Genomic DNA, 19,278 nt, shown 5'->3' on the forward strand with positions numbered 1-19,278 from the left:
TACATTCCGAACCCGGAAGCTAAGCCTCACAGCGCCGATGGTACTGCAGGGGGGACCCTGTGGGAGAGTAGGACGCCGCCGAACAATCATTCAGAAAAGCCCCTGATCCATTCGGATCAGGGGCTTTTCGCATTTCCGTTGACGTATCGTCAGTGCATGGACGATCAGACAGCGGTCATTGCGAACAAGGTGCTCCGCCCCGGGCAGCGCGACGGCGCCCTGCGTGTTCTGGCCGAGGCCCAGACGGTGGACGGCCGGGCCGCCGTGTCCGAGCAGGGCCGGCTCCGGCTGCGGAACGCCGAGACGCCCCGCCCGGGCATCACCCACTTCATCGAGACCGAATCCGAGGCCGCGTCCGAGAACGAGAACGCAGCCGTCCTCGCCTACGGCCAGCTCGAAGTCCCGGAGGACCCGACGGCCAACCCCGCCGCCGAGCTGGTGGTCGACCCGGCCGCCCGAGGCCGCGGTCTGGCCCGTCCTCTGGTGGACGCCGTCCTCGCGGGGGCCCATCGGGAGGGCCGCGACGCGGTGGACTTCTGGGTACACGGCGGCCACCCGGCGGCCCGGCACCTGGCCGGCGCGTACGGCGCCGAGCTGGTCCGCGAGCTGCGGCAGATGCGCCGCACCGGCGCACAGACCGAGGCCGTGCCCGTCCCCGAGGGCATCGAGCTCCGCACCTTCCGCCCGGGCGAGGACGACGCCGAGTGGCTGCGGCTGAACGCCCTGGCCTTCGCCCACCACCCGGAGCAGGGCTCCTGGACCGAGCAGGACCTGGCCGAGCGCCTCGCCGAGCCCTGGTTCGACCCGGCCGGCTTCTTCCTGGCCACCCGCGAGGGCAAGGCGGTCGGCTTCCACTGGACCAAGGTGCACCCGGCCACCGCGACCGAGCCGGAACTCGGCGAGGTGTACGTGGTCGGAGTGGACCCGGCCGAGCAGGGCAGTGGACTCGGCCGCGCGCTGACCGCGGCCGGTCTGCGTCACCTGACCGGCTCCGGAGCCGACGAGCGTGGACTGGAAACCGTCCTTCTCTACGTCGACGCCGACAATCCGGCCGCCGTGCGGGTATATGAACGACTGGGATTCACCGTTCACGAGGTGGACCTCATGTACCGAGCCCAGTACCAGGCGAGCCGGCGGGCCTAGCCGCCCGGTGCGGCCGGGTCGTCCCATCCGGACGGCCCGGCCGCACCGACCGGACGGCCGGGCGTACCGAGCGGTCACGAGCGACGGGTGGAAAACGGCACCGCCCCCTTGCTCCGACCGACTCAGCTTTCCTCCTGGCCATGCGGTGTTTACCGTGGATTCAATTGCTGCCGCGAAGATCACAGGATGAAGTCCGTAGTGTCTCGCTCGTGCAGAGTCGACCGCCATTCGCCGGCCGGTCCTGTACGGACCGCGCCCGGTGGTTGGGCGCTGTCCCTGGGGGCCGCCGCCGCCCGGGGCGAGAACGACGGCCCGCAGAGTCATTCGCGTCCGGACGCCGTCCTGCTGCTGGAGGAGCTGGAGCCCATGAGCATCCCCCGCCCCGTCTCTGCCCCGCTGTCGCCGACGGCCCGGATGTCCGGTGCACTGGGGGTTCCGCCGGAGCTGTCGACCACGGACGAGCAGGAGTTGGAAGCCTTGCCGCAGGGCCGGTTCCTGGACCGCGAGCGAAGCTGGCTCGCGTTCAACGAGCGCGTCCTGGAGCTCGCCGAGGACCCGGGGATCCCGCTCCTCGAGCGGGCGAAGTTCCTGGCGATCTTCGCCAGCAACCTGGACGAGTTCTTCATGGTCCGGGTGGCCGGGCTGAAGCGCCGGATCGCCACCGGCGTCGCCCAGCGCAGCGCCTCCGGCCTCCAGCCGCGCGAGGTGCTGGACCTGATCTGGACCCGCTCGCGCGAGCTGATGGCCCGGCACGCCGCCGCCTTCCAGCAGGAGGTGCTGCCGGATCTGGCCGCCGAGGGCATCGAGGTGGTCCGCTGGCCGGAGCTGGCCGAGAAGGAGCAGGCCCGGCTGCACACCCTGTTCCGGCAGAAGATCTTCCCGGTCCTGACCCCGCTGGCCGTCGACCCGGCGCACCCCTTCCCGTACATATCGGGGCTCTCGCTCAACCTGGCCGTGGTCGTCCGCAACCCGGTGTCCGGGCACAAGCACTTCGCGCGCGTCAAGGTCCCGCAGTCGCTGGCCCGCTTCCTGGAGGCCTCGCCCCAGCGGTACGTCCCGCTGGAGGACGTCATGGGCGCGCACCTGGAGGAGCTCTTCCCGGGGATGGAGGTGCTGGCCCACCACGCCTTCCGCGTCACCCGCAACGAGGACCTGGAGGTGGAGGAGGACGACACCGAGAACATCCTCAAGGCCCTGGAGAAGGAGCTGATGCGGCGGCGCTTCGGCCCGCCGGTCCGGCTGGAGGTCGAGGAGTCGATCGACCCCTACATCCTGGACCTGCTGGTGCGGGAGCTGAACATCACCGAGGCGGAGGTCTTCCCGGTGCCCGGGCCGCTGGACCTGACCGGGCTGTTCGGGATCGCCGAGCTGGACCGCCCGGAGCTCAAGTACCCGAAGTTCGTGGCCGGTACGGCCCGCGGGCTGACCGACGTCGAGTCGGCCTCGCAGCCGGACATCTTCGCCGCGATGCGCGAGCGCGACGTCCTGCTGCACCACCCGTACGACAGCTTCTCCACCTCGGTGCAGGCCTTCCTGGAACAGGCGGCGGCCGACCCGGACGTGCTGGCGATCAAGCAGACCCTGTACCGCACCTCGGGTGACTCGCCGATCGTGGACGCGCTGATCGACGCGGCCGAGTCCGGCAAGCAGGTGCTGGTCCTGGTCGAGATCAAGGCGCGCTTCGACGAGCAGGCCAACATCAAGTGGGCCCGCAAGCTGGAGGAGGCCGGCTGCCACGTGGTCTACGGCCTGGTCGGGCTGAAGACGCACTGCAAGCTGTCGCTGGTGGTCCGCCAGGAGGGCGACACCCTGCGCCGCTACTCGCACGTCGGCACCGGCAACTACCACCCGAAGACGGCCCGGCTGTACGAGGACCTCGGCCTGCTCACCTCCGACCCGCAGGTCGGCGCGGACCTCTCGGACCTGTTCAACCGGCTGTCCGGCTACTCGCGCCGCGAGTCCTACCGCCGCCTGCTGACCGCCCCGCGCGGCCTGCGGGACGGGCTGGTCTCGCGGATCCACAACGAGATGGCCCACCACCGGGCGGGCCGGCCCGCGTACGTGAAGATCAAGGTCAACTCGATCGTCGACGAGGCCGTGATCGACGCGCTGTACCGGGCCTCGCAGGCCGGGGTGCCGGTGGACGTCTGGGTGCGCGGCATCTGCGCGATCCGCCCCGGTGTGCCGGGGCTGAGCGAGAACATCCGGGTCCGCAGCATCCTGGGCCGCTTCCTGGAGCACTCCCGGATCTTCGTGTTCGGCAACAACGGCGATCCGGAGGTCTGGATCGGCAGCGCCGACATGATGCACCGCAATCTGGACCGCCGGATCGAGGCGCTCATGCGGATCACCGACCCGGCGCACCGCGCCGAGCTGTCCGGGCTGATCGATCTCGGGGTGTCGGACGAGACCGAGTCCTGGCACCTGGGACCGGACGGCGTCTGGACCCGCCACTCGCAGGACGCCGAGGGCCGGCCGCTGAGGCACGTCCAGGACCTGCTCATCGACTCGCGTCAACGCCGCCGGGCCGCCACCTCGCGCTGACGCGTCCACTGATGCGAGCCGCCGGAGCAGTTCGGGCCTTCCGGGCCCCGAGGGGACCTGCTCCGGCGGTCGGCCACCAGCCCCGGGGGACGGCCCCGGGGGAACGGGGATCTACCACGCCATGACCGATGCGCCGATGACGGCCCCGGCGGCCTCCACCGCGACCGCCGGGGACATCCTTTCCCGCCAGCTCACCGCCCAGGCCGGAGCGTTCCTGCGCGCCCTGCCGCTCGCGGTGGGCGAGGTCGGCGCCAGACCGGGTTCGGCCGCGGTCGTCCCGGCGGCCGGTACCGCCGACCTGCTGCGGGCCGTCCGGCGGATAGGCGGGCTGCTGCACACCTTCGGCGCCGTCTTCGAGCAGGCCTGGGCGCAGGAGTCGCGCACCGAACTGCGCTGGCTGCTCAACCTGTTGGCACTGGAGCCCGGCTACGTCCGCCGCTCGGCCCGGCTGCTGGGCGCGCTGGACTCGCTGAGCGGCAGTGATCCGGAGGGCACCGGCATGCTGGCCGGGCACGCGGGCGCGCCCAAGGCGCGGGCGCTGCTGGACCGGCAGCTGACCCTGGCCCGGACCAGGGCGCACTCCACGGTGCTGCAGGAGCTCCGCTCGGCCCGGCTGCACGCGCTGGCGGACCGGATGACCCTGCTGGTAGGTGAGGCGCCGCTGCTGGAGACGGCCGGTGGCCGGGCGTCGGTGGTGCTGCTGCCGCAGGCGGCCGCCGCGTTCACCGCGCTGTCGGCGTGCGCCCAGCAGCTGCCGCTGCAGCGGGCCGCGACGCCGTACGGCGGGGACGGGCTGCGTCGGCTGGGCACGGCGCCGTCGATGCGCGGCGCGGTCGACGCGGACGCGGCCCTGGCGGCCGACGACGCGCCCTGGTCCCGGCTGCGGATCCTGGTGAAGCGAGCCCGGTACGCGCTGGAGGTGTGCGGCCGTCCGTCCTCCGAGCTGGACGAGCTGGACGTGGTGCTGCGCCGGCACCAGGAGGCGGCGGACGCCGCGGTGACCGCCGCCACCGCGGCGCGCACCCCGCGGATCACCCCCGCGACCGCGTACGTGCTGGGCGTGGTGCATGCTGATCAGCGGCTGGAGGTGGAGGCGGCGCGGTACGCCGTCGGCCGCCGGTGGCCCGACCTCCCGCCCGGCCCGGACGGCTGGCTGGAGATCCCCCCTGCCGAAGGCTGGGGGCATTCCCCCGCACCACGGACGGCCTGAATTGCGTGATCGCCTGAGCCCTGGACCGAGCTCGAGCCCCGTGCCGAGCCCGAGCACCGGGCGGGCAGTGGACACCCGCGCGACCGCGGCGGGCCGTGCCCCGGTGATCCTGGCGGCGGGCGCGGTGCTCTGGCTGCCCGGCCGGCCGAAGCCGAGCGGCAGGCTGGGGCGGCCGCGGATCGCGGTGATCCACCGCCCGAAGTACGACGACTGGAGCCTGCCGAAGGGCAAGCTCGACCCGGGCGAGGGGGTGGTCGGGGCGGCGCTGCGCGAGGTGCGGGAGGAGACCGGCTTCCGCTGCCTGCTAGGTCCGGAGCTGCCCACCCAGCACTATCTGGCGCAGGGCCGTCCGAAAGAGGTCCGGTACTGGGCGGCGGTGCCGACCAGCGGGTCCTTCCGCCCGAACCGGGAGGTGGACCGGCTGGAGTGGCTGCCGGCCGGGAAGGCCCGCGCCCGGCTGACCCACGACCGCGACCGGTTGCTGATCGACGCCCTCCTGGAGATCCTGGGCGCGAGGCCCGTACGGATGAGCGGGGAGCCAGCGGTGAAGGAACGGTGGAAGTGATCTACCCGCGCCCTTGCCGTGACGCAACCGTTACTACGTGACGTAGTTTCCTGTCATCCGTTCGAGGTTCACTCCCCGTTCACTTGCGACCGGCTGTCGTGTCACCTACCCGGCCTAACTTCGGGTCTACCGGAGGGCCGCACGGGCCCCGGACCACAGCAAAACCCGCCCTCGGCCGTGTCCGCACGGCCTGCGACGGGCAATGCCACAGAAAGGGACACCCCTGTGAAGCTCCAGCGGAACGGCCGCTCCAAGGCCCTCGCCATCGGTGCCATGGCGCTCGTCAGCTCGCTGTCGCTCGCCGCCTGCGGTTCGGACGACAACACCACCAAGGCGTCCGGTGGCTCCAGCGGCGGCTCCGCCTCGGCCGCCTCGATCAACTGTGGCAAGGCCGGCACGCTGCTCGGCGCCGGTTCGACCGCGCAGGCCAACGCGCTCGACGTGTGGAAGGCCAACTTCGGCGCCGCCTGCTCCGGCAGCACCGTCAACTACAGCGGTGGCGGCTCCGGCGCCGGTGTCCAGCAGTTCAACCAGGGCAAGGTCGCCTTCGCGGGCTCCGACTTCGCGCTGAAGCCCGCCGACGTCGACGCCTCCAAGGCCGTCTGCACCGGCGGCAAGGCCATCGACCTGCCGATGGTCGCCGGCCTGGTCTCGCTGGTCTACAACGTCGACGGTGTCGACAACCTGGTCCTGGACGGCCCGACCGCCGCCAAGATCTTCGACTCGCAGATCACCAAGTGGAACGACCCGGCGATCGCCGCCCTGAACCCGGGCGCCAAGCTGCCGGACGCCGACATCCAGTCCTTCCACCGCTCGGACGACTCCGGCACCACCTACAACCTGACCTCCTACTTCGCCAAGACCTCCGGCGGCGCCTGGAGCGCGGAGCCGAACAAGGCGTGGAAGGGCAAGGGCGGCCAGTCCGCCAACGGCAGCGCCGGTGTCTCCGCCCAGATCAAGCAGGTCAAGAACTCGATCGGCTACGCCGAGCTGTCCTTCGCCCAGATCAACAACCTGAAGAGCGCCAAGATCTCCACCGGCGCCGCCCAGCCCGTCGAGGCGACCGCCGCCAACGCCGCGCTCACCATCGCGACCTCCACCGTCTCGGGCGCCGACGGCGACCTCGCCCTCTCCCTGGACTACGGCACCAAGGCCGACAACGCCTACCCGATCGTCCTGGTGACCTACGAGATCGCCTGCGACAAGGGCAACAAGGCCGAGACCCTCGACACCCTCAAGTCGTTCCTGACCTACACCATCAGCGACGGCGCCCAGAAGGCCATAGGCGACAAGGGCTACGTCCCGATGCCGGCCGCCATCGGCGACAAGGTCAAGACCGCCGTCACCGCCCTGGCCTGACCCGACAGGACCACCGGTGGGACGGCCCCGTGAGCGAGGGGGGCCGGGGCCGTCCCGCCGGAACGCACCAACGACTCAGCGCCAACGTCCGGGGCACCGCCGCCATGGTGCCGTCCCCCTTCCGGGGCGGCACCACCAGACCGGAGTAGACCAATGACTTCATCCTCCCCTGCCGCCCCGCGAGGCAGGGAACGCCGACCGCGTGACAGCCGCGTCGGCGACAAGATCTTCATGAACCTCGCCCGCGGCGCGGGCATCCTGCTGCTGGTCATCATGGCCGCGATCGCCGGCTTCCTGGCCTGGCGCTCGGGCATGGCCCTCAGCAAGAACGACGGCAACTTCTTCACCACCTTCGAGTGGACGCCGGACGCCCCGAAGCCGGTCTTCGGCATCGCCGTCCTGGCCTTCGGCACCATCGTCAGCGCCCTCATCGCGATGGCGATCGCCGTTCCGGTGGCCATCGGGATCGCGCTGTTCATCTCGCACTACGCGCCGCGGCGGATCGCCCAGCCGTTCGCCTACCTGGTCGACCTGCTCGCCGCCGTTCCCAGCATCGTCTACGGCCTCTGGGGCGCGCTCTTCCTGGTCCCGCACATGGACGGTCTGACCAGCTGGCTGAACCAGTACCTGGGCTGGACGTACATCTTCGACCAGACCAAGACCGGCACCCCGCGCAACCTGTTCACCGTCGGCATCCTGCTGGCGATCATGGTCCTGCCGATCATCACCGCGGTCTCCCGCGAGGTGTTCCGCCAGGTGCCGCGGATGCACGAGGAGGCGGCGCTCGCGCTCGGCGCGACCCGCTGGGAGATGATCCGCACCGCGGTGCTGCCGTTCGGCCGCCCCGGCATCATCTCGGCCTCGATGCTCGGCCTCGGCCGCGCGCTCGGCGAGACCATCGCGGTCGCCGTGGTGCTCTCCGCCAACAACGTCCTGTCGCTGCACATCCTCGACGCGGGCGGCGGCACCTTCGCGCAGAACATCGCGCTGAAGTTCGCCGAGGCGGGCGACAACGGCCGCAACGCGCTGATGGCCTCCGGCCTCGTCCTGTTCGTCATCACCCTGCTGGTGAACGGCGCCGCGCGACTGATCATCGCCCGCCGCAAGGAGTACTCGGGGGCCAACGCATGACCACCGCAACGACCGTCCCCGCGGACGCCCGGCCGGTCAGCCGAACGCTGACCGCCAACCGGCTGCCCAAGTGGGCCCCGCCCGTCGTCGCCGTCGGCTCGATCGCCGTCGGCTGCGGGATCGGCGCCGTCGGCGGGCTGAAGAGCCACCTGCAGTGGGGCCTGATCTCGGCCCTGCTCTTCGTGGTGGCCAGCTACCTGATCTCGGCCCAGGTCGAGGGCCGCCGCCAGGCCAAGGACCGGCTCGCCACCTCGGTGGTCTGGGTCGCCTTCATCCTGGCCGTCGTCCCGCTCGTCTCGCTGACCGTCTACACGGTCCAGCAGGGCATCGACGTGGTGGACGGGAACTTCCTGAGCCACTCGATGAAGGGCGTGATCCAGACCGGCCCCGGCGGCGGCATCTACCACGCGCTGATCGGCACCCTGGAGCAGGTCGGCCTGGCCACTGCGATGGCCGCCCCGCTCGGTCTGCTGACCGCCGTCTACCTCGTCGAGTACGGCCGCGGCCGGCTCGCCAAGGCCGTCACCTTCTTCGTCGACGTCATGACGGGCATCCCGTCCATCGTCGCCGGTCTGTTCGTCCTCTCGGTCTGGAACCTCGCGCTGGGCTTCAACTACTCCGGCTTCTCGGGCAGCCTCGCGCTGGCGATCCTGATGATCCCGGTCGTGGTCCGGTCCACCGAGGAGATGCTCAAGCTCGTCCCGAACGAGCTGCGCGAGGCCTCGTACGCACTCGGCGTGCCGAAGTGGAAGACCATCCTGCGGATCGTCCTTCCCACCGCGATCGGTGGCATCACCACCGGTGTGATGCTCGCGGTCGCCCGCATCACGGGTGAGACCGCTCCGGTGATGATGCTCGTGTTCGGCGCCGACGCCATCAACACCAACCCGTTCGACGGACCGCAGCAGTCCCTGCCGATGTACATCTGGCAGCAGTACTCGGTGGTCAACAACGACAACGGCTACGCCCGTGCCTGGGGCGCCGCGCTGGTGCTGATCGCCTTCGTGATGGGGCTCAACCTCATCGCCCGGGGCATCGCACGCTGGCGCTCGCCCAAGGGCGGACACTGACCGACCCACTGACGTACGAAGACAGACGAGAGAAGCAACGATCATGGCCAAGCGCATCGACGTCAGCGGACTGTCGGCCTACTACGGCACCACCAAGGCCATCGAGGACATCTCGATGAGCATCGAACCCCGCTCGGTGACGGCCTTCATCGGCCCCTCCGGCTGCGGCAAGTCCACCTTCCTGCGCACCCTCAACCGGATGCACGAGGTGATCCCCGGCGCCCGGGTCGAGGGCAAGGTCCTCCTGGACGACGAGAACCTCTACGGCGCCAACGTCGACCCGGTCGCCGTGCGCCGCTCGGTCGGCATGGTCTTCCAGCGTCCGAACCCGTTCCCGACCATGTCGATCTACGACAACGTGGTCGCCGGGCTCAAGCTCGCCGGCGTGCGCAAGAAGTCCGTCCTGGACGAGGTGGTGGAGCGCTCGCTGAAGGGCGCCAACCTCTGGAAGGAGGTCCACAACCGGCTGAACAAGCCGGGTGCCGGCCTCTCCGGCGGTCAGCAGCAGCGTCTGTGCATCGCCCGCGCGATCGCGGTCGAGCCGCAGGTCCTGCTGATGGACGAGCCCTGCTCCGCGCTCGACCCGATCTCCACCCTCGCCATCGAGGACCTGATCGGCGAGCTGAAGTCGCAGTTCACCATCGTCATCGTGACCCACAACATGCAGCAGGCGGCCCGCGTCAGCGACCGCACCGCCTTCTTCAACCTGGCGGGCGTCGGCCAGCCGGGCAAGCTGATCGAGCTGGACGACACCCAGCGGATCTTCTCCAACCCGTCGGTCCAGGCGACCGAGGACTACATCTCCGGCCGCTTCGGCTAAGCCGGACCCCAGCTGTCCCGTGGTGCTGCATGGCGGTGCCGCCGCGGGGCATGAAGAAGGGCCCGCCCCCGAGATGTGGGGGCGGGCCCTGCTCTTGTTAGTCGCCCGCTCGCCTCCGGGGCGCTCGGACCCGGTGCCGACGGTCGGCGCTCCGGCGCTCGTGCCTCGCTGGTCGCTTCTCCCTCTCGGCGCCGGCGCGCCCCTTCGGCTCGGGGCGGGGACTCTCCCGCTCGCCTCCGGGGCGCTCGGACCCGGTGCCGACGGTCGGCGCTCCTTCGTCGCTGGTCGCTTCTCCCTCTCGGCACAGGCGCGCCCCTTCGGCTCGGGGCGGGGACTCGCCCGCTCGCCTCCGGCTCGGGACGGGCGTACCGGCCGTCCGGGGATCAGCCCCAGAACAGGTGCACGAACCAGTACATCAGCGCTGCGACGATGGCGGCCGCCGGCATCGTGATGAACCAGCCGAGCACGATGTTCTTCGCGACGCCCCAGCGCACCGCACGGATCCGCTTGGTGGCCCCCGCACCCATGATCGCCGCGGTGATGACGTGGGTGGTGGAGATCGGCGCCTTGAAGACGAACGACGTGATGTACATGATCGCCGAGGAGGTGGCCTCGGCCGCGAAGCCCTGCGGCGGGTCCAGCTCGATGATCTTGCGGCCGAGGGTCCGCATGATCCGCCAGCCGCCCGCGTAGGTGCCCAGCGAGAGCATGGTCGCGCAGGAGATCTTCACCCAGACCGGGATGTCGCCGGTGGTCTGGTGACCGGAGATGGTGAGCGCCATGACCACGATGCCCATGGTCTTCTGCGCGTCCTGCAGACCGTGCGCCAGCGCCATCGCGGCGGCCGAGGCGGTCTGGGCGACCCGGAAGTTGCGCTTGGCGCGGTGCGGGTTGGCCCGGCGGAAGATCCACAGGATCGCCAGCATCACGATGAAGCCGCCGATCAGGCCGACCACCGGCGAGACGATCATCGGGACGACGATCTTGTCGATCACGCCGCTCCAGATCACCTGGGTGCCGCCGGCCAGCGCCGCGCCCACCAGACCGCCGAACAGCGCGTGCGAGGAGGAGGACGGCAGGCCGAAGTACCAGGTGGTCAGGTTCCAGGCGATCGCGCCGACCAGGGCCGCGAACAGGATCGCCATCCCCTGGTTGCCGGTGGGGGTCTCGATGATCCCGCTGGAGACGGTGTGCGCCACCCCGCTGCCCAGGAAGGCGCCGGCCAGGTTCATCACCGCGGCCATCGCGAGCGCGGCCCTGGGGGTGAGCGCTCGGGTGGAGACCGACGTGGCGATCGCGTTGGCCGAGTCGTGGAAGCCGTTGGTGTACGTGAAGAAGAACGCAACACCGATGACGGCGATGAGTGCTGCCATGTCCACGAGGGTCAGGACTCCTTGACCGCGATGGTCTCCACCGTGTTGGCGACGTGCTCGAACGCGTCCGCCGCTTCCTCAAGGACGTCCACGATCTGCTTGAGCTTGAGCACCTCGATGGCGTCGTACTGGCCGGAGAACAGGTGGGCGAGCAGCTTGCGGTGGATCTGGTCGGCCTGGTTCTCCAGCCGGTTGACCTCGATCCAGTACTCGGTGAGGTTCGACATGCTGCGCAGGTTCGGCATCGCCTCGGCGGTCAGCTCGGCGGCCCGGGCCAGCACCTCGATCTGCTGCTCGATGCCCTTCGGCAGGGTCTGGATGTCATAGAGGACGACCAGGTCGACGGCCTCCTCCATGAAGTCCATGATGTCGTCCAGCGACGAGGCCAGGCTGTAGATGTCCTCGCGGTCGAAGGGCGTGATGAAGGAGGAGTTCAACTGGTGGAACACCGCATGGGTGGTGTCGTCCCCGGCGTGCTCGGCGGCGCGCATGCGCTCGACGATCTCCGCGCGGGCCGACACGTCTGATCCCAGCAGTTCCAGCAGGAGCTTCGAGCCGACGACCAGGTTCTCCGCGGCGGCGGCGAACATGTCGTAGAAGCTCGTCTCCTTCGGGGTCAGGCTAAAACGCACGGAAATCTCCGATGTGCGGGGTAGGGACTGAACGATGCTAGGTGCAACCAAGCGCAATCACGCAAACGGGGTGGCGGAAAGGGAGGAGGAGCCTCCCCTTCCGTTCGGCTGCCGCACCGGCCGACCCGGACCGCACAGCCGCGTGCGGACATGAGCATCAGTCTGACGGAACCCCGCCCGGATTGCCCCCGCCCTGCGCGCACGGGACCGGGGCGCCGCTCAGACGGGTGAACCGCGCGACGGCCCGTACCAGGCGCTTCGGCACATGCCGGGTGGACCGTCGGAACACCGTGGAAGGCCCCGGTGTTGGACACTGGTGGCCGACGCAGCCACCAGGCACAGAGACGAAGGCGGGCCGATGACCACGACGCAAGCGCGCACCGAGCCGGACCACGCGCACGGGACCGACCCCCAGGTCGGCGCCCCCGCCGTACCCGCGGCCGCCGCAGGACACCACGGCGGGCACGGCCCGCACGGCTACAGCGCGCAGAAGGACGCCCACCTCAAGCGGCTGCGCCGGATCGAGGGCCAGATCCGCGGCCTCCAGCGCATGGTCGACGAGGACGTCTACTGCATCGACGTGCTCACGCAGGTCTCGGCCAGCACCAAGGCCCTGCAGTCCTTCGCGCTCTCGCTGCTGGAGGAGCACCTGCGGCACTGCGTCGCCGCGGCCGCCGAGCAGGGCGGCGTCGAGCTGGACGCCAAGGTCGCGGAGGCCTCGGCCGCGATCGGCCGACTGCTGCGGAGCTGAGCCGCCGGCCCCGGGCCGTCCGCTAGTCGCCCTCCCGCTGGTTTCCCTCCCGCTGGCCCTGGCCCGGGTCCACCCGGTCCAGCAGCACCTCGTCGATCCGCTCGGTCGGCAGCCGGTCACCGCTGCTGGCCGTCGCGGCGATCATCAGCTCGCCGGCCAGCTCGATCTCGTCGAGGGCCGCGTCGTCGTGGCCACCGCTGCGGCCGCCCGTGGACGACACCACCTGCACCACCCCTTCAGTGCCTCGCCAGCCCGGGCGGCAGCCACCCGACGTCCAGCCTAGGCACTCCGGGGCCCGTCCACATGGCACGGACGGGCCATCTCGGCGCCGCCGAAACGGGTGACCGCCGCTCCCCGGACGGCCACCCGCTCCGGCGGCGCCCCGTCTCGCCCCGCAGCCGGAGCACTGCCCCGGCGGACCGAGGGCGTGTCAGACACGCCCTACTTGGGACTCTCCGAGGGCTTCATCTGGTAGATGTCCGAGGCAGGCGGCTCGGCCGCCTCGACCGGCTTGCCGAAGTCCGACAGCGAGGTCGTCGAGGTCACCTTCACCTGGTCCTTGGCCTCCTTCGAGCCGGCCACCCCGGCGAAGGTGAACACCTCGACCACCTTGTGCAGCCGGCCCTGGTCGTCCAGCCAGACGTCGTACGGGACCTCTTTGACGGTGAAGGTCTGCCCGCCCATCCGCAGGCCGTCGCCGCCCCGGCCGCCCGTCGCGTCGGCCGCCTTCGCCAGGTCCAGGGTGCCCCGGTAGTGGTGCAGCGAGGCCCCGTCGACGCTCTCGGTGCCGACCAGGTCGGCCTTCTGCACCCCGCGCAACGCACCCGCCGCCGAGGCCGGGTCGGTGGCGCCGCTGCTGACCAGGTTGCCGTCCGGCAGTTGACGGACGTCCAGCTTGACCCACTTGCCCGCGGGTACCTTGGCGCCGCTGTTCTGCAGGTAGACGGTGCCCGGCAGGACCACCTCGACGATCTTCCCGGTGGTCGCCGCTCCCGGGGGCACCTGGACCTCCAGCCGGCCGAGCCGCTTCACGTAGTCGTAGCCGCCGCTCCCGCTGAAGGAGGCCTTCTTGTCCGCGGACTCGGTGACCAGCTCGGTGGCGGTGTGCGCGGAACCCGTGCGGCCGGTGATGTCGGCGGCGTTGCGCACCGCCGTCAGCGGGTCGGCGGCCAGCTGGTCGGGGACGCTCGCCCCCTGGTCCGAGGAGCCGCCGCCGGAGTGGCCCGAGCACCCGGCGGCCCCCGCGGCCAGGACGGCGGCGAGCAGGGCGGCCCCGGCCGCCGAGCGCAGGTGCGGCCCAGGACGGCGCGCTGGCCGCCCGGTTCGCTGCTGGTCGGTCATCTTCATCCTCGCGACAACCCCCTCGGGCCCGACTGCCCTGCCGGGACACCACCGGGTGGGCAGAGCTCTTTCCGGGCAAACGAGTTGAGGCGCGAAGGGTTACGGGGGCCGGCGCACCCCGCGCGTCGCGCGGGGGCTGTCCGGCGCGTTACGGTGAACCACGTGCACAGTGAGCTGCCGGCGCCCCCCGGCACCACCCGGATGCCCGAGCATCGTGTCGCGGTCAGCGAACGCGGTTCCTTCGCCTTCGCGACCTGCAGCTGCGGCTGGTACTCCGCGGCCCGCCGCTCGCGCGACCTGGCCCGCCGGGAGGGGGCCGGACACCTCGCCGAGTGCGACGGCGGCGAGCCGGACTAGACCGGACTGGACCCTTTCCCGTTCCCTGCGACGGGCTCCGATGGGTTCCGACGGGCCCTGGCAGGCTCCTGCGGCCCCTGCTGAAGGCTCAGGCCGCGAGGTCCGACTCCGGCGGCTGCTCCTCGGCACGCACCGCCCCGCGACCGCGCCGACGGCCGCGCGGGGCCGCGCCGCGGGCCGAGCCGCCGCGCTCCGGCGCCCGGATCAGCGGGGCGACGGCCGTACGGCTCAACGCGTGGCAGAACGGGACCAGCACCGCCATCGCGATCGGCGCCAGCAGTAGCACCACGGCCACGGCGAGCGCGAAGCCGCCGATCACGTCGGTCGGGTAGTGGACGCCCATGAACATCCGGCAGAAGCCCTGCAGCAGGGCCAGGCCCCCGGCGATCCAGCCCAGCTTCCGGTTCACCAGGAACAGCGCCACCGCGACGGCCATCGTCATGGTCGAGTGGTCGCTGACGAAGGAGTGGGTGCCGGCCTTGCCGTCCACCAGCACCAGCAGCCCGGGATGGTCGACGAAGGGCCGCGGCCGGTTCACGATCGCGGCGATCGGCAGGTTCGCTAGCTCGGCGACGGCCACCGAGAGCGGCACCCAGAGCAGGCCCGCGATCGCCACCGGCGCGTCCGCCCGGCGCCTGGCCTGCAGCCAGGCCACCAGCCCGAGCATGGCGAGGCCGATCAGGATGCCGTACTCGCCCACCCAGGAGACCAGGTGGTCCAGCCACTGCGGGGAGCGCTTGGCCAGGCCGTTGACGGCGTAGAGCAGGCCGAGGTCGGGGTTGGTCGTGTCGGCAAGCGGCGTCGACACGCCGCACCTCCTTCTGGTCCGCAGCAGCTGATCGTTCCGGCCGGGGCCCGCCCGGCGCGGAAAGCTGACGAGGGGCCACCGGACCCAACGTCATCGCCGGGGCACAGCGTTCCACGGAAACGCGCGGTTATGGAAACTTGACTCAGCGTCCACAGGGCACACACAGATCGACGGCCGGCTCACCCACCCCCGACGGGTCGGCCCGGCCCGGCCGGCGCGGGCGGGGCGGCGACCGCCGGGGCGGCGACGGGTGCGGACGGGGCCGTCGTGCCGGGGCGGCTCGGGGCGTTGACCGCGCCGTTGCCGCCGCCGCCGCGGGTCGGCAGCGCCTGGGCGCCGTCCGAGGTGACCCGGGTCGCTCCGATGTACTCCCTGGTGTCGATCTTGTCGTAGCGGATCACCGCCCCGGTGTGCGGCGCGTTGAGCATGTAGCCGCCGCCGACGTAGATCCCGACGTGGTGGATGGTGCGTGGATCGCTCAGGTCCGTCGCGAAGAACACGAGGTCCCCCGGGCGTAGCTGATCGCGCGACGGGTGCGGACCGGCGTACCACTGGTCGTTGGCCACCCGGGGCAGCTCGATCCCCACGGTTTCGAACGCGGCCCGGGTGAGCCCGGAGCAGTCGAACTGACCGTTCTGCGAGGCCAGGCCCTCACCGCCCCACAGGTACGGCGTGCCGAGCTTGGTCTGTGCGAAGTAGATCGCGGCGGCCGACTGGGCGGACACCTCCACCGGCGCGGTCGGCGCGGCGAAACTGCGGGCCATCGCCTGGATGTTCCGCACGTAGCCCTGGGTCTCCTTGTACGGAGGAATGCCCCTGTTCTTCGTCACCGCGTACGGGCCGGCGTTGTAGGCGGCCAGCATGTTGGCCTGCGGGTCGCCCGGCACACCGGCGACGTCCTTGGCGAGCGCGCAGTCGTAGACCGCCGCCGTGGCGATCGCGTCGTACGGGTTCCAGACGTCTTTCTTACCGTCCCCGTCACCGTCCGTCGCGTACACCGGCCAGGTGTCCGGCATGAACTGCGCCATTCCCTGCGCCCCGACGCCGGATTGGGCCTTGGGATCGAAACCGCTTTCCTGGTACAGCTGCGCCGCGAGCATCGGCGGGGAGATCTCCGGGCAGAGTGATCCCCACTTCTGGATCGCGTCCTGGTAGGCGGTCGGAACGGTTCCCGGAGAGAGGGCGGAACGATTCGCCGACTGCTGCGGCGTCCCACTCGCCGCATAGGTCCCCATCGTCACCAGACCGATGAACCCGAACGCGACAACTCCCGCAGCGACGGCGGCCGTACCGGCCTTCCGGAGTACCATCAGCACCATCCCGACGAATCGTCAGTCGAAGTGTCCCGGAAGGCGTTGCTCACCGCAATCATCAGAGATACAAAGAGTGAGCGCTATCCTTCGTACGGTGGACATCCTCGCGTACGTGTCCGGTGCCTCACGACCAATCCGCGAGAAGTAGCCAAGTCGACATCAGATCTGGCCAAGAATAGGCACCGACCCTTCGCGCGGGCGGGGTCAGGGCCCTTGAATTTGCCTGATCGGGCGGTGAGATGGAAATGAACCTGAGCAGCGTGCACACCTATGCGGTCGGCCACCTGGCCGAGGACCCACCCAAGAAGCCGAGTATCGACACCATCATCGGCGGAATCGCCCCGGACTGGGGGCCGTTCGCGAGCCTCGGGTCGGAGGCCCGGGTGATGGTCGAGGTCATCATGGCCGTCGCCATCCTCGCCTGCCTCGGCATCGCGGTCTGGGGTGCCGCCAAACAGCGGATCGGTGCGACGGCGATGCGTGACAGCTTCGGCGCCGAACAGGGCAAGGGGCTGATCATTGCCGGGCTGACCGGCGTGTTCATCATTGGATCACTCGGCACTCTGTTCACCATTGTCTACGGCATGGCGATCTGACGATCAGACGGCAGTGAGCCGGCCCACCTGAGGACAGGTTCCCGCCCGTACCTCCCCAGTGGCCGACCCGCCCAGGAGTCCACCCCCGTTCCCACCCCCCGTCCGCGCCCGCCCCCGGACGGAGGGCCCCCGGAGCCGCCCCCGGCTCCCCGCACCAGGAGGGCCGCCGTGCCGTTGTCCGACGACCAGCCGCACACCCGTACGCGGCTGCCGGTCGGCGAACAGCCCTCCTCCCCGCCGACCCTCGGTCAGTCACGCCCGCTGCGAGCCCTGCTGACCGTCCTCGTGGTCGTCACCCTGCTCGTCGTGGCCATCTCCATCGCCAACCGCGGCAAGCCCGACCCCGGCAGCAGCAGCGGCGGCTCCGCCGACCGCGCCACCCCCAGCGCCCCCGCCGGCGCCGGTCCGCCCCCCAGCGGCGACCAGCCCGTCGGCACCACCGTCAACGGCATCGCCTCCGGCTTCCCGCACACCGAACAGGGCGCCCAGTCCGCCGCCACCAACTACGCGGTGGCGGTCGGCTCCGTGGACATGTTCCGCGCCGACAGCCGCCACGGCATCATCGCCACCATCGCCGACCCGGGGGCGGTGGGCGCGCTGCAGAGCCGGCTGGACCAGGGATTCTCGCCGGAGACGGCGGCCCGGTTCGGCGTGGACGCGCAGGGGAAGCCACCCAAGGGCCTGACCTTCGTCAGCCGGACGATCCCGGTCGGGGCCAGGAGCAACGGCTACACCGCGGAGAGCGTCAAGGTCGACGTCTGGTGCAACGGCCTGTTCGGACTGGCCGGTCAGCAGTCGACCAAGCCCGTCTCCGAGGAGTGGTTCACGCTCAGCCTCAGCCTGCGGTGGACCGGGACCGACTGGAAGCTCACCGACTTCAGCCGCGTGGCGGGCCCGGCACCTGTCCCACCGGACCAGCAAGCCGCGACCGCGGAGGAGATCACTGGTGCCGTCGAGCAGTTCGGAGGCTTCCGCTATGCCCGCTGACGGCAACTCGGGTTTTGTCAGGCGGGCCGTCGGCCGTGTGACGGGTTTGGCGCTGTTTGGCGCCCTCTCGGTAGTGTTGACGGCCACCCGGGCGATGGCCGAGCCCTCTCCCACCCCCAGCTCCGGGGCCACCAACACGAGTTGCCCCGGAGTCCCGCTCCCCGGGAATGACGTCTACTGCGCCCCGCCCAGCGGTGGCGGCTCGCTGCCCGGGAGCGGCACCGTCAACAACGTGACCGATCCGCTCGGCTCGCTCGCCAAGGGCTGTGCCCAGGCGGCGGCCTGGGTGGTGCGGAAGCTGTCGGGGGCGATCGACGGGACGACGCAGGTGGACTTCACCAATGCGTCGTTCCTGCAGCAGTACGCCGTGGTGTTCGCGGTGTCGACGGTGATCACGCTGGTGCTGTGGCTGCTGGCGGTGACCAAGCGGGCGGTGCGGGGGGCGCCGCTGACGACGGCGATCTCGGAGGCGATCGGCTTCCTGTGGCTGACCGTGGTGGCCTCCGCGTTCACGCCGCTGATCCTGTTCACCGTGGTGAGCGTGACGGACGGGCTGACCAAGGCGATCGCGGTCGGGACGAAGTCGGACACCGGGACGTACCTGGGAGGGTTCGCCGACACCCTGGAGAAGGGGGACGTCGGCGGCGGCCCGCTGATCCTGGTCATAGTGTCGCTGGTCGCGGTGCTGGCGGCGGCGGTGCTCTGGATCGAGCTGGTGATCCGGGCGGCGATGCTGTACGTGGGCGCGCTGCTGGGGACGGCGGTGTACGCGGGGCTGGTGGACCGGCAGCTGTGGAAGCACGTGCGCCGCTGGGCGGGGATGATGCTGGCGGTGGACCTGGCGAAGCCGATCATCGTGATCATCCTGGGCCTGGCGGGCGCGGTGGCGACCGGCGCCGGGGCCAACGACGACTTCTCCCGGGTGCTGTCCGGGCTGGCGATCCTGTTCCTGTCGATCTTCGCGAGCGCCGCGGTGTACCGCTTCGTCCCGTCCTTCGGTGACGAGATGCTGAACATGCGTCGGGCCCGGGCCAGCGCGGTGCAGGCCGGCTCGGCGATGATCAACGGCACCGCGAACCTGATGAAGCAGGGCATCACCACCCACGGTGACCGCGGTCCGCAGACGGCCGGCTCGGGTGGTGGGGGTGCGGGCGGCGGTTCGGTCGCGCCCGGCATCGCCGCGCACGCCGGTCGGACGCCGGCCCCACCGCCGCAGGCCGGGCCGCCGCAGGCCCCGGTTCCGATCCGCGACAGCAATCCAGCGAAGGGAGGGTGACG

19 protein-coding genes and 1 rRNA gene are annotated in these 19,278 nt (G+C 71.0%); 14 read left to right on the top strand and 6 right to left on the bottom strand.

Annotated features, from left to right (window positions below):
- The 9 genes from rrf to pstB form a co-directional block, all read left to right on the top strand.
- Window positions 1–84, top strand: a 5S ribosomal RNA gene (rrf, locus tag ACFQ87_RS25700); the annotation flags it as partial.
- Between the two features lie 72 nt (window positions 85–156).
- Window positions 157–1,143, top strand: coding sequence for a mycothiol synthase (gene mshD, locus ACFQ87_RS25705; RefSeq protein WP_380613164.1), 987 nt, complete (start codon window positions 157–159; stop codon window positions 1,141–1,143).
- Between the two features lie 366 nt (window positions 1,144–1,509).
- Complete coding sequence (locus ACFQ87_RS25710) at window positions 1,510–3,687, top strand: RNA degradosome polyphosphate kinase (protein ID WP_380613165.1); 2,178 nt, start codon at window positions 1,510–1,512, stop codon at window positions 3,685–3,687.
- A 121-nt stretch (window positions 3,688–3,808) separates the two neighbouring features.
- Window positions 3,809–4,897 carry a CHAD domain-containing protein gene (locus ACFQ87_RS25715; protein WP_380613166.1) on the top strand — a complete coding sequence of 363 codons (1,089 nt, stop codon included), beginning with the start codon at window positions 3,809–3,811 and terminating at the stop codon, window positions 4,895–4,897.
- A gap of 67 nt (window positions 4,898–4,964) precedes the next feature.
- Window positions 4,965–5,462: an NUDIX hydrolase gene (locus tag ACFQ87_RS25720; RefSeq protein WP_380613167.1), complete on the top strand. Its 498-nt coding sequence runs from the start codon at window positions 4,965–4,967 to the stop codon at window positions 5,460–5,462.
- Between the two features lie 225 nt (window positions 5,463–5,687).
- Window positions 5,688–6,821 (top strand): phosphate ABC transporter substrate-binding protein PstS, encoded by a 1,134-nt coding sequence (gene pstS, locus ACFQ87_RS25725; protein ID WP_380613168.1) that lies wholly within the window; start codon window positions 5,688–5,690, stop codon window positions 6,819–6,821.
- 153 nt (window positions 6,822–6,974) lie between these two features.
- Window positions 6,975–7,952: a phosphate ABC transporter permease subunit PstC gene (pstC, locus tag ACFQ87_RS25730; RefSeq protein WP_380613169.1), complete on the top strand. Its 978-nt coding sequence runs from the start codon at window positions 6,975–6,977 to the stop codon at window positions 7,950–7,952.
- Window positions 7,949–9,022 (top strand): phosphate ABC transporter permease PstA, encoded by a 1,074-nt coding sequence (gene pstA, locus ACFQ87_RS25735; RefSeq protein ID WP_380613170.1) that lies wholly within the window; start codon window positions 7,949–7,951, stop codon window positions 9,020–9,022. The genes pstC and pstA overlap by 4 nt, the downstream gene beginning before the upstream one ends.
- Before the next feature lie 43 nt (window positions 9,023–9,065).
- Window positions 9,066–9,842, top strand: coding sequence for a phosphate ABC transporter ATP-binding protein PstB (pstB, locus tag ACFQ87_RS25740; protein WP_380613171.1), 777 nt, complete (start codon window positions 9,066–9,068; stop codon window positions 9,840–9,842).
- A 383-nt stretch (window positions 9,843–10,225) separates the two neighbouring features.
- Here the strand turns inward: pstB and ACFQ87_RS25745 are convergent, their stop codons facing one another.
- Window positions 10,226–11,221, bottom strand: a complete 996-nt coding sequence (locus tag ACFQ87_RS25745; RefSeq protein ID WP_380613172.1) for an anion permease — start codon at window positions 11,219–11,221, stop codon at window positions 10,226–10,228.
- A 5-nt stretch (window positions 11,222–11,226) separates the two neighbouring features.
- Entirely contained in the window at window positions 11,227–11,847 is a 621-nt protein-coding gene (locus ACFQ87_RS25750; RefSeq protein ID WP_031064133.1) for a DUF47 domain-containing protein, read from the bottom strand.
- 358 nt (window positions 11,848–12,205) lie between these two features.
- Between ACFQ87_RS25750 and ACFQ87_RS25755 the strand changes: the two genes are divergently transcribed.
- A complete protein-coding gene (locus ACFQ87_RS25755; RefSeq protein WP_380613173.1) occupies window positions 12,206–12,598 on the top strand; it encodes a metal-sensitive transcriptional regulator in 393 nt (130 codons plus the stop codon).
- A gap of 22 nt (window positions 12,599–12,620) precedes the next feature.
- Here ACFQ87_RS25755 and ACFQ87_RS25760 read toward each other — a convergent pair whose 3' ends face one another.
- Both ACFQ87_RS25760 and ACFQ87_RS25765 read right to left on the bottom strand, forming a co-directional pair.
- The gene (locus ACFQ87_RS25760) at window positions 12,621–12,821 is read right to left on the bottom strand and encodes a hypothetical protein (RefSeq protein ID WP_380613174.1); all 201 of its coding nucleotides are present in this window, start codon (window positions 12,819–12,821) and stop codon (window positions 12,621–12,623) included.
- A 218-nt stretch (window positions 12,822–13,039) separates the two neighbouring features.
- On the bottom strand, window positions 13,040–13,939 hold the full coding sequence (locus tag ACFQ87_RS25765) for a hypothetical protein (protein ID WP_380613176.1): 900 nt from the start codon (window positions 13,937–13,939) through the stop codon (window positions 13,040–13,042).
- Window positions 13,940–14,101: 162 nt separating this feature from the next.
- Here ACFQ87_RS25765 and ACFQ87_RS25770 point away from each other — a divergent pair, with 162 nt between their 5' ends.
- On the top strand, window positions 14,102–14,296 hold the full coding sequence (locus ACFQ87_RS25770; RefSeq protein WP_380613177.1) for a hypothetical protein: 195 nt from the start codon (window positions 14,102–14,104) through the stop codon (window positions 14,294–14,296).
- Window positions 14,297–14,384: 88 nt separating this feature from the next.
- Here the strand turns inward: ACFQ87_RS25770 and ACFQ87_RS25775 are convergent, their stop codons facing one another.
- Window positions 14,385–15,104: a phosphatase PAP2 family protein gene (locus ACFQ87_RS25775; protein WP_380613178.1), complete on the bottom strand. Its 720-nt coding sequence runs from the start codon at window positions 15,102–15,104 to the stop codon at window positions 14,385–14,387.
- 179 nt (window positions 15,105–15,283) lie between these two features.
- Window positions 15,284–16,414 carry an NlpC/P60 family protein gene (locus ACFQ87_RS25780; protein ID WP_380613244.1) on the bottom strand — a complete coding sequence of 377 codons (1,131 nt, stop codon included), beginning with the start codon at window positions 16,412–16,414 and terminating at the stop codon, window positions 15,284–15,286.
- Window positions 16,415–16,662: 248 nt separating this feature from the next.
- Between ACFQ87_RS25780 and ACFQ87_RS25785 the strand changes: the two genes are divergently transcribed.
- The 3 genes from ACFQ87_RS25785 (at window position 16,663) to ACFQ87_RS25795 (ending at window position 19,276) form a co-directional block, all read left to right on the top strand.
- Window positions 16,663–17,013 (top strand): hypothetical protein, encoded by a 351-nt coding sequence (locus tag ACFQ87_RS25785; protein WP_380613179.1) that lies wholly within the window; start codon window positions 16,663–16,665, stop codon window positions 17,011–17,013.
- 168 nt (window positions 17,014–17,181) lie between these two features.
- A complete protein-coding gene (locus tag ACFQ87_RS25790; RefSeq protein ID WP_380613180.1) occupies window positions 17,182–18,000 on the top strand; it encodes a hypothetical protein in 819 nt (272 codons plus the stop codon).
- Window positions 17,990–19,276 (top strand): hypothetical protein, encoded by a 1,287-nt coding sequence (locus tag ACFQ87_RS25795; protein WP_380613181.1) that lies wholly within the window; start codon window positions 17,990–17,992, stop codon window positions 19,274–19,276. The genes ACFQ87_RS25790 and ACFQ87_RS25795 overlap by 11 nt, the downstream gene beginning before the upstream one ends.
- Window positions 19,277–19,278 lie beyond the last annotated feature (2 nt).

The sequence above is a fragment of the Kitasatospora sp. NPDC056531 genome (assembly GCF_042794375.1).
Taxonomy (GTDB): domain Bacteria; phylum Actinomycetota; class Actinomycetes; order Streptomycetales; family Streptomycetaceae; genus Kitasatospora.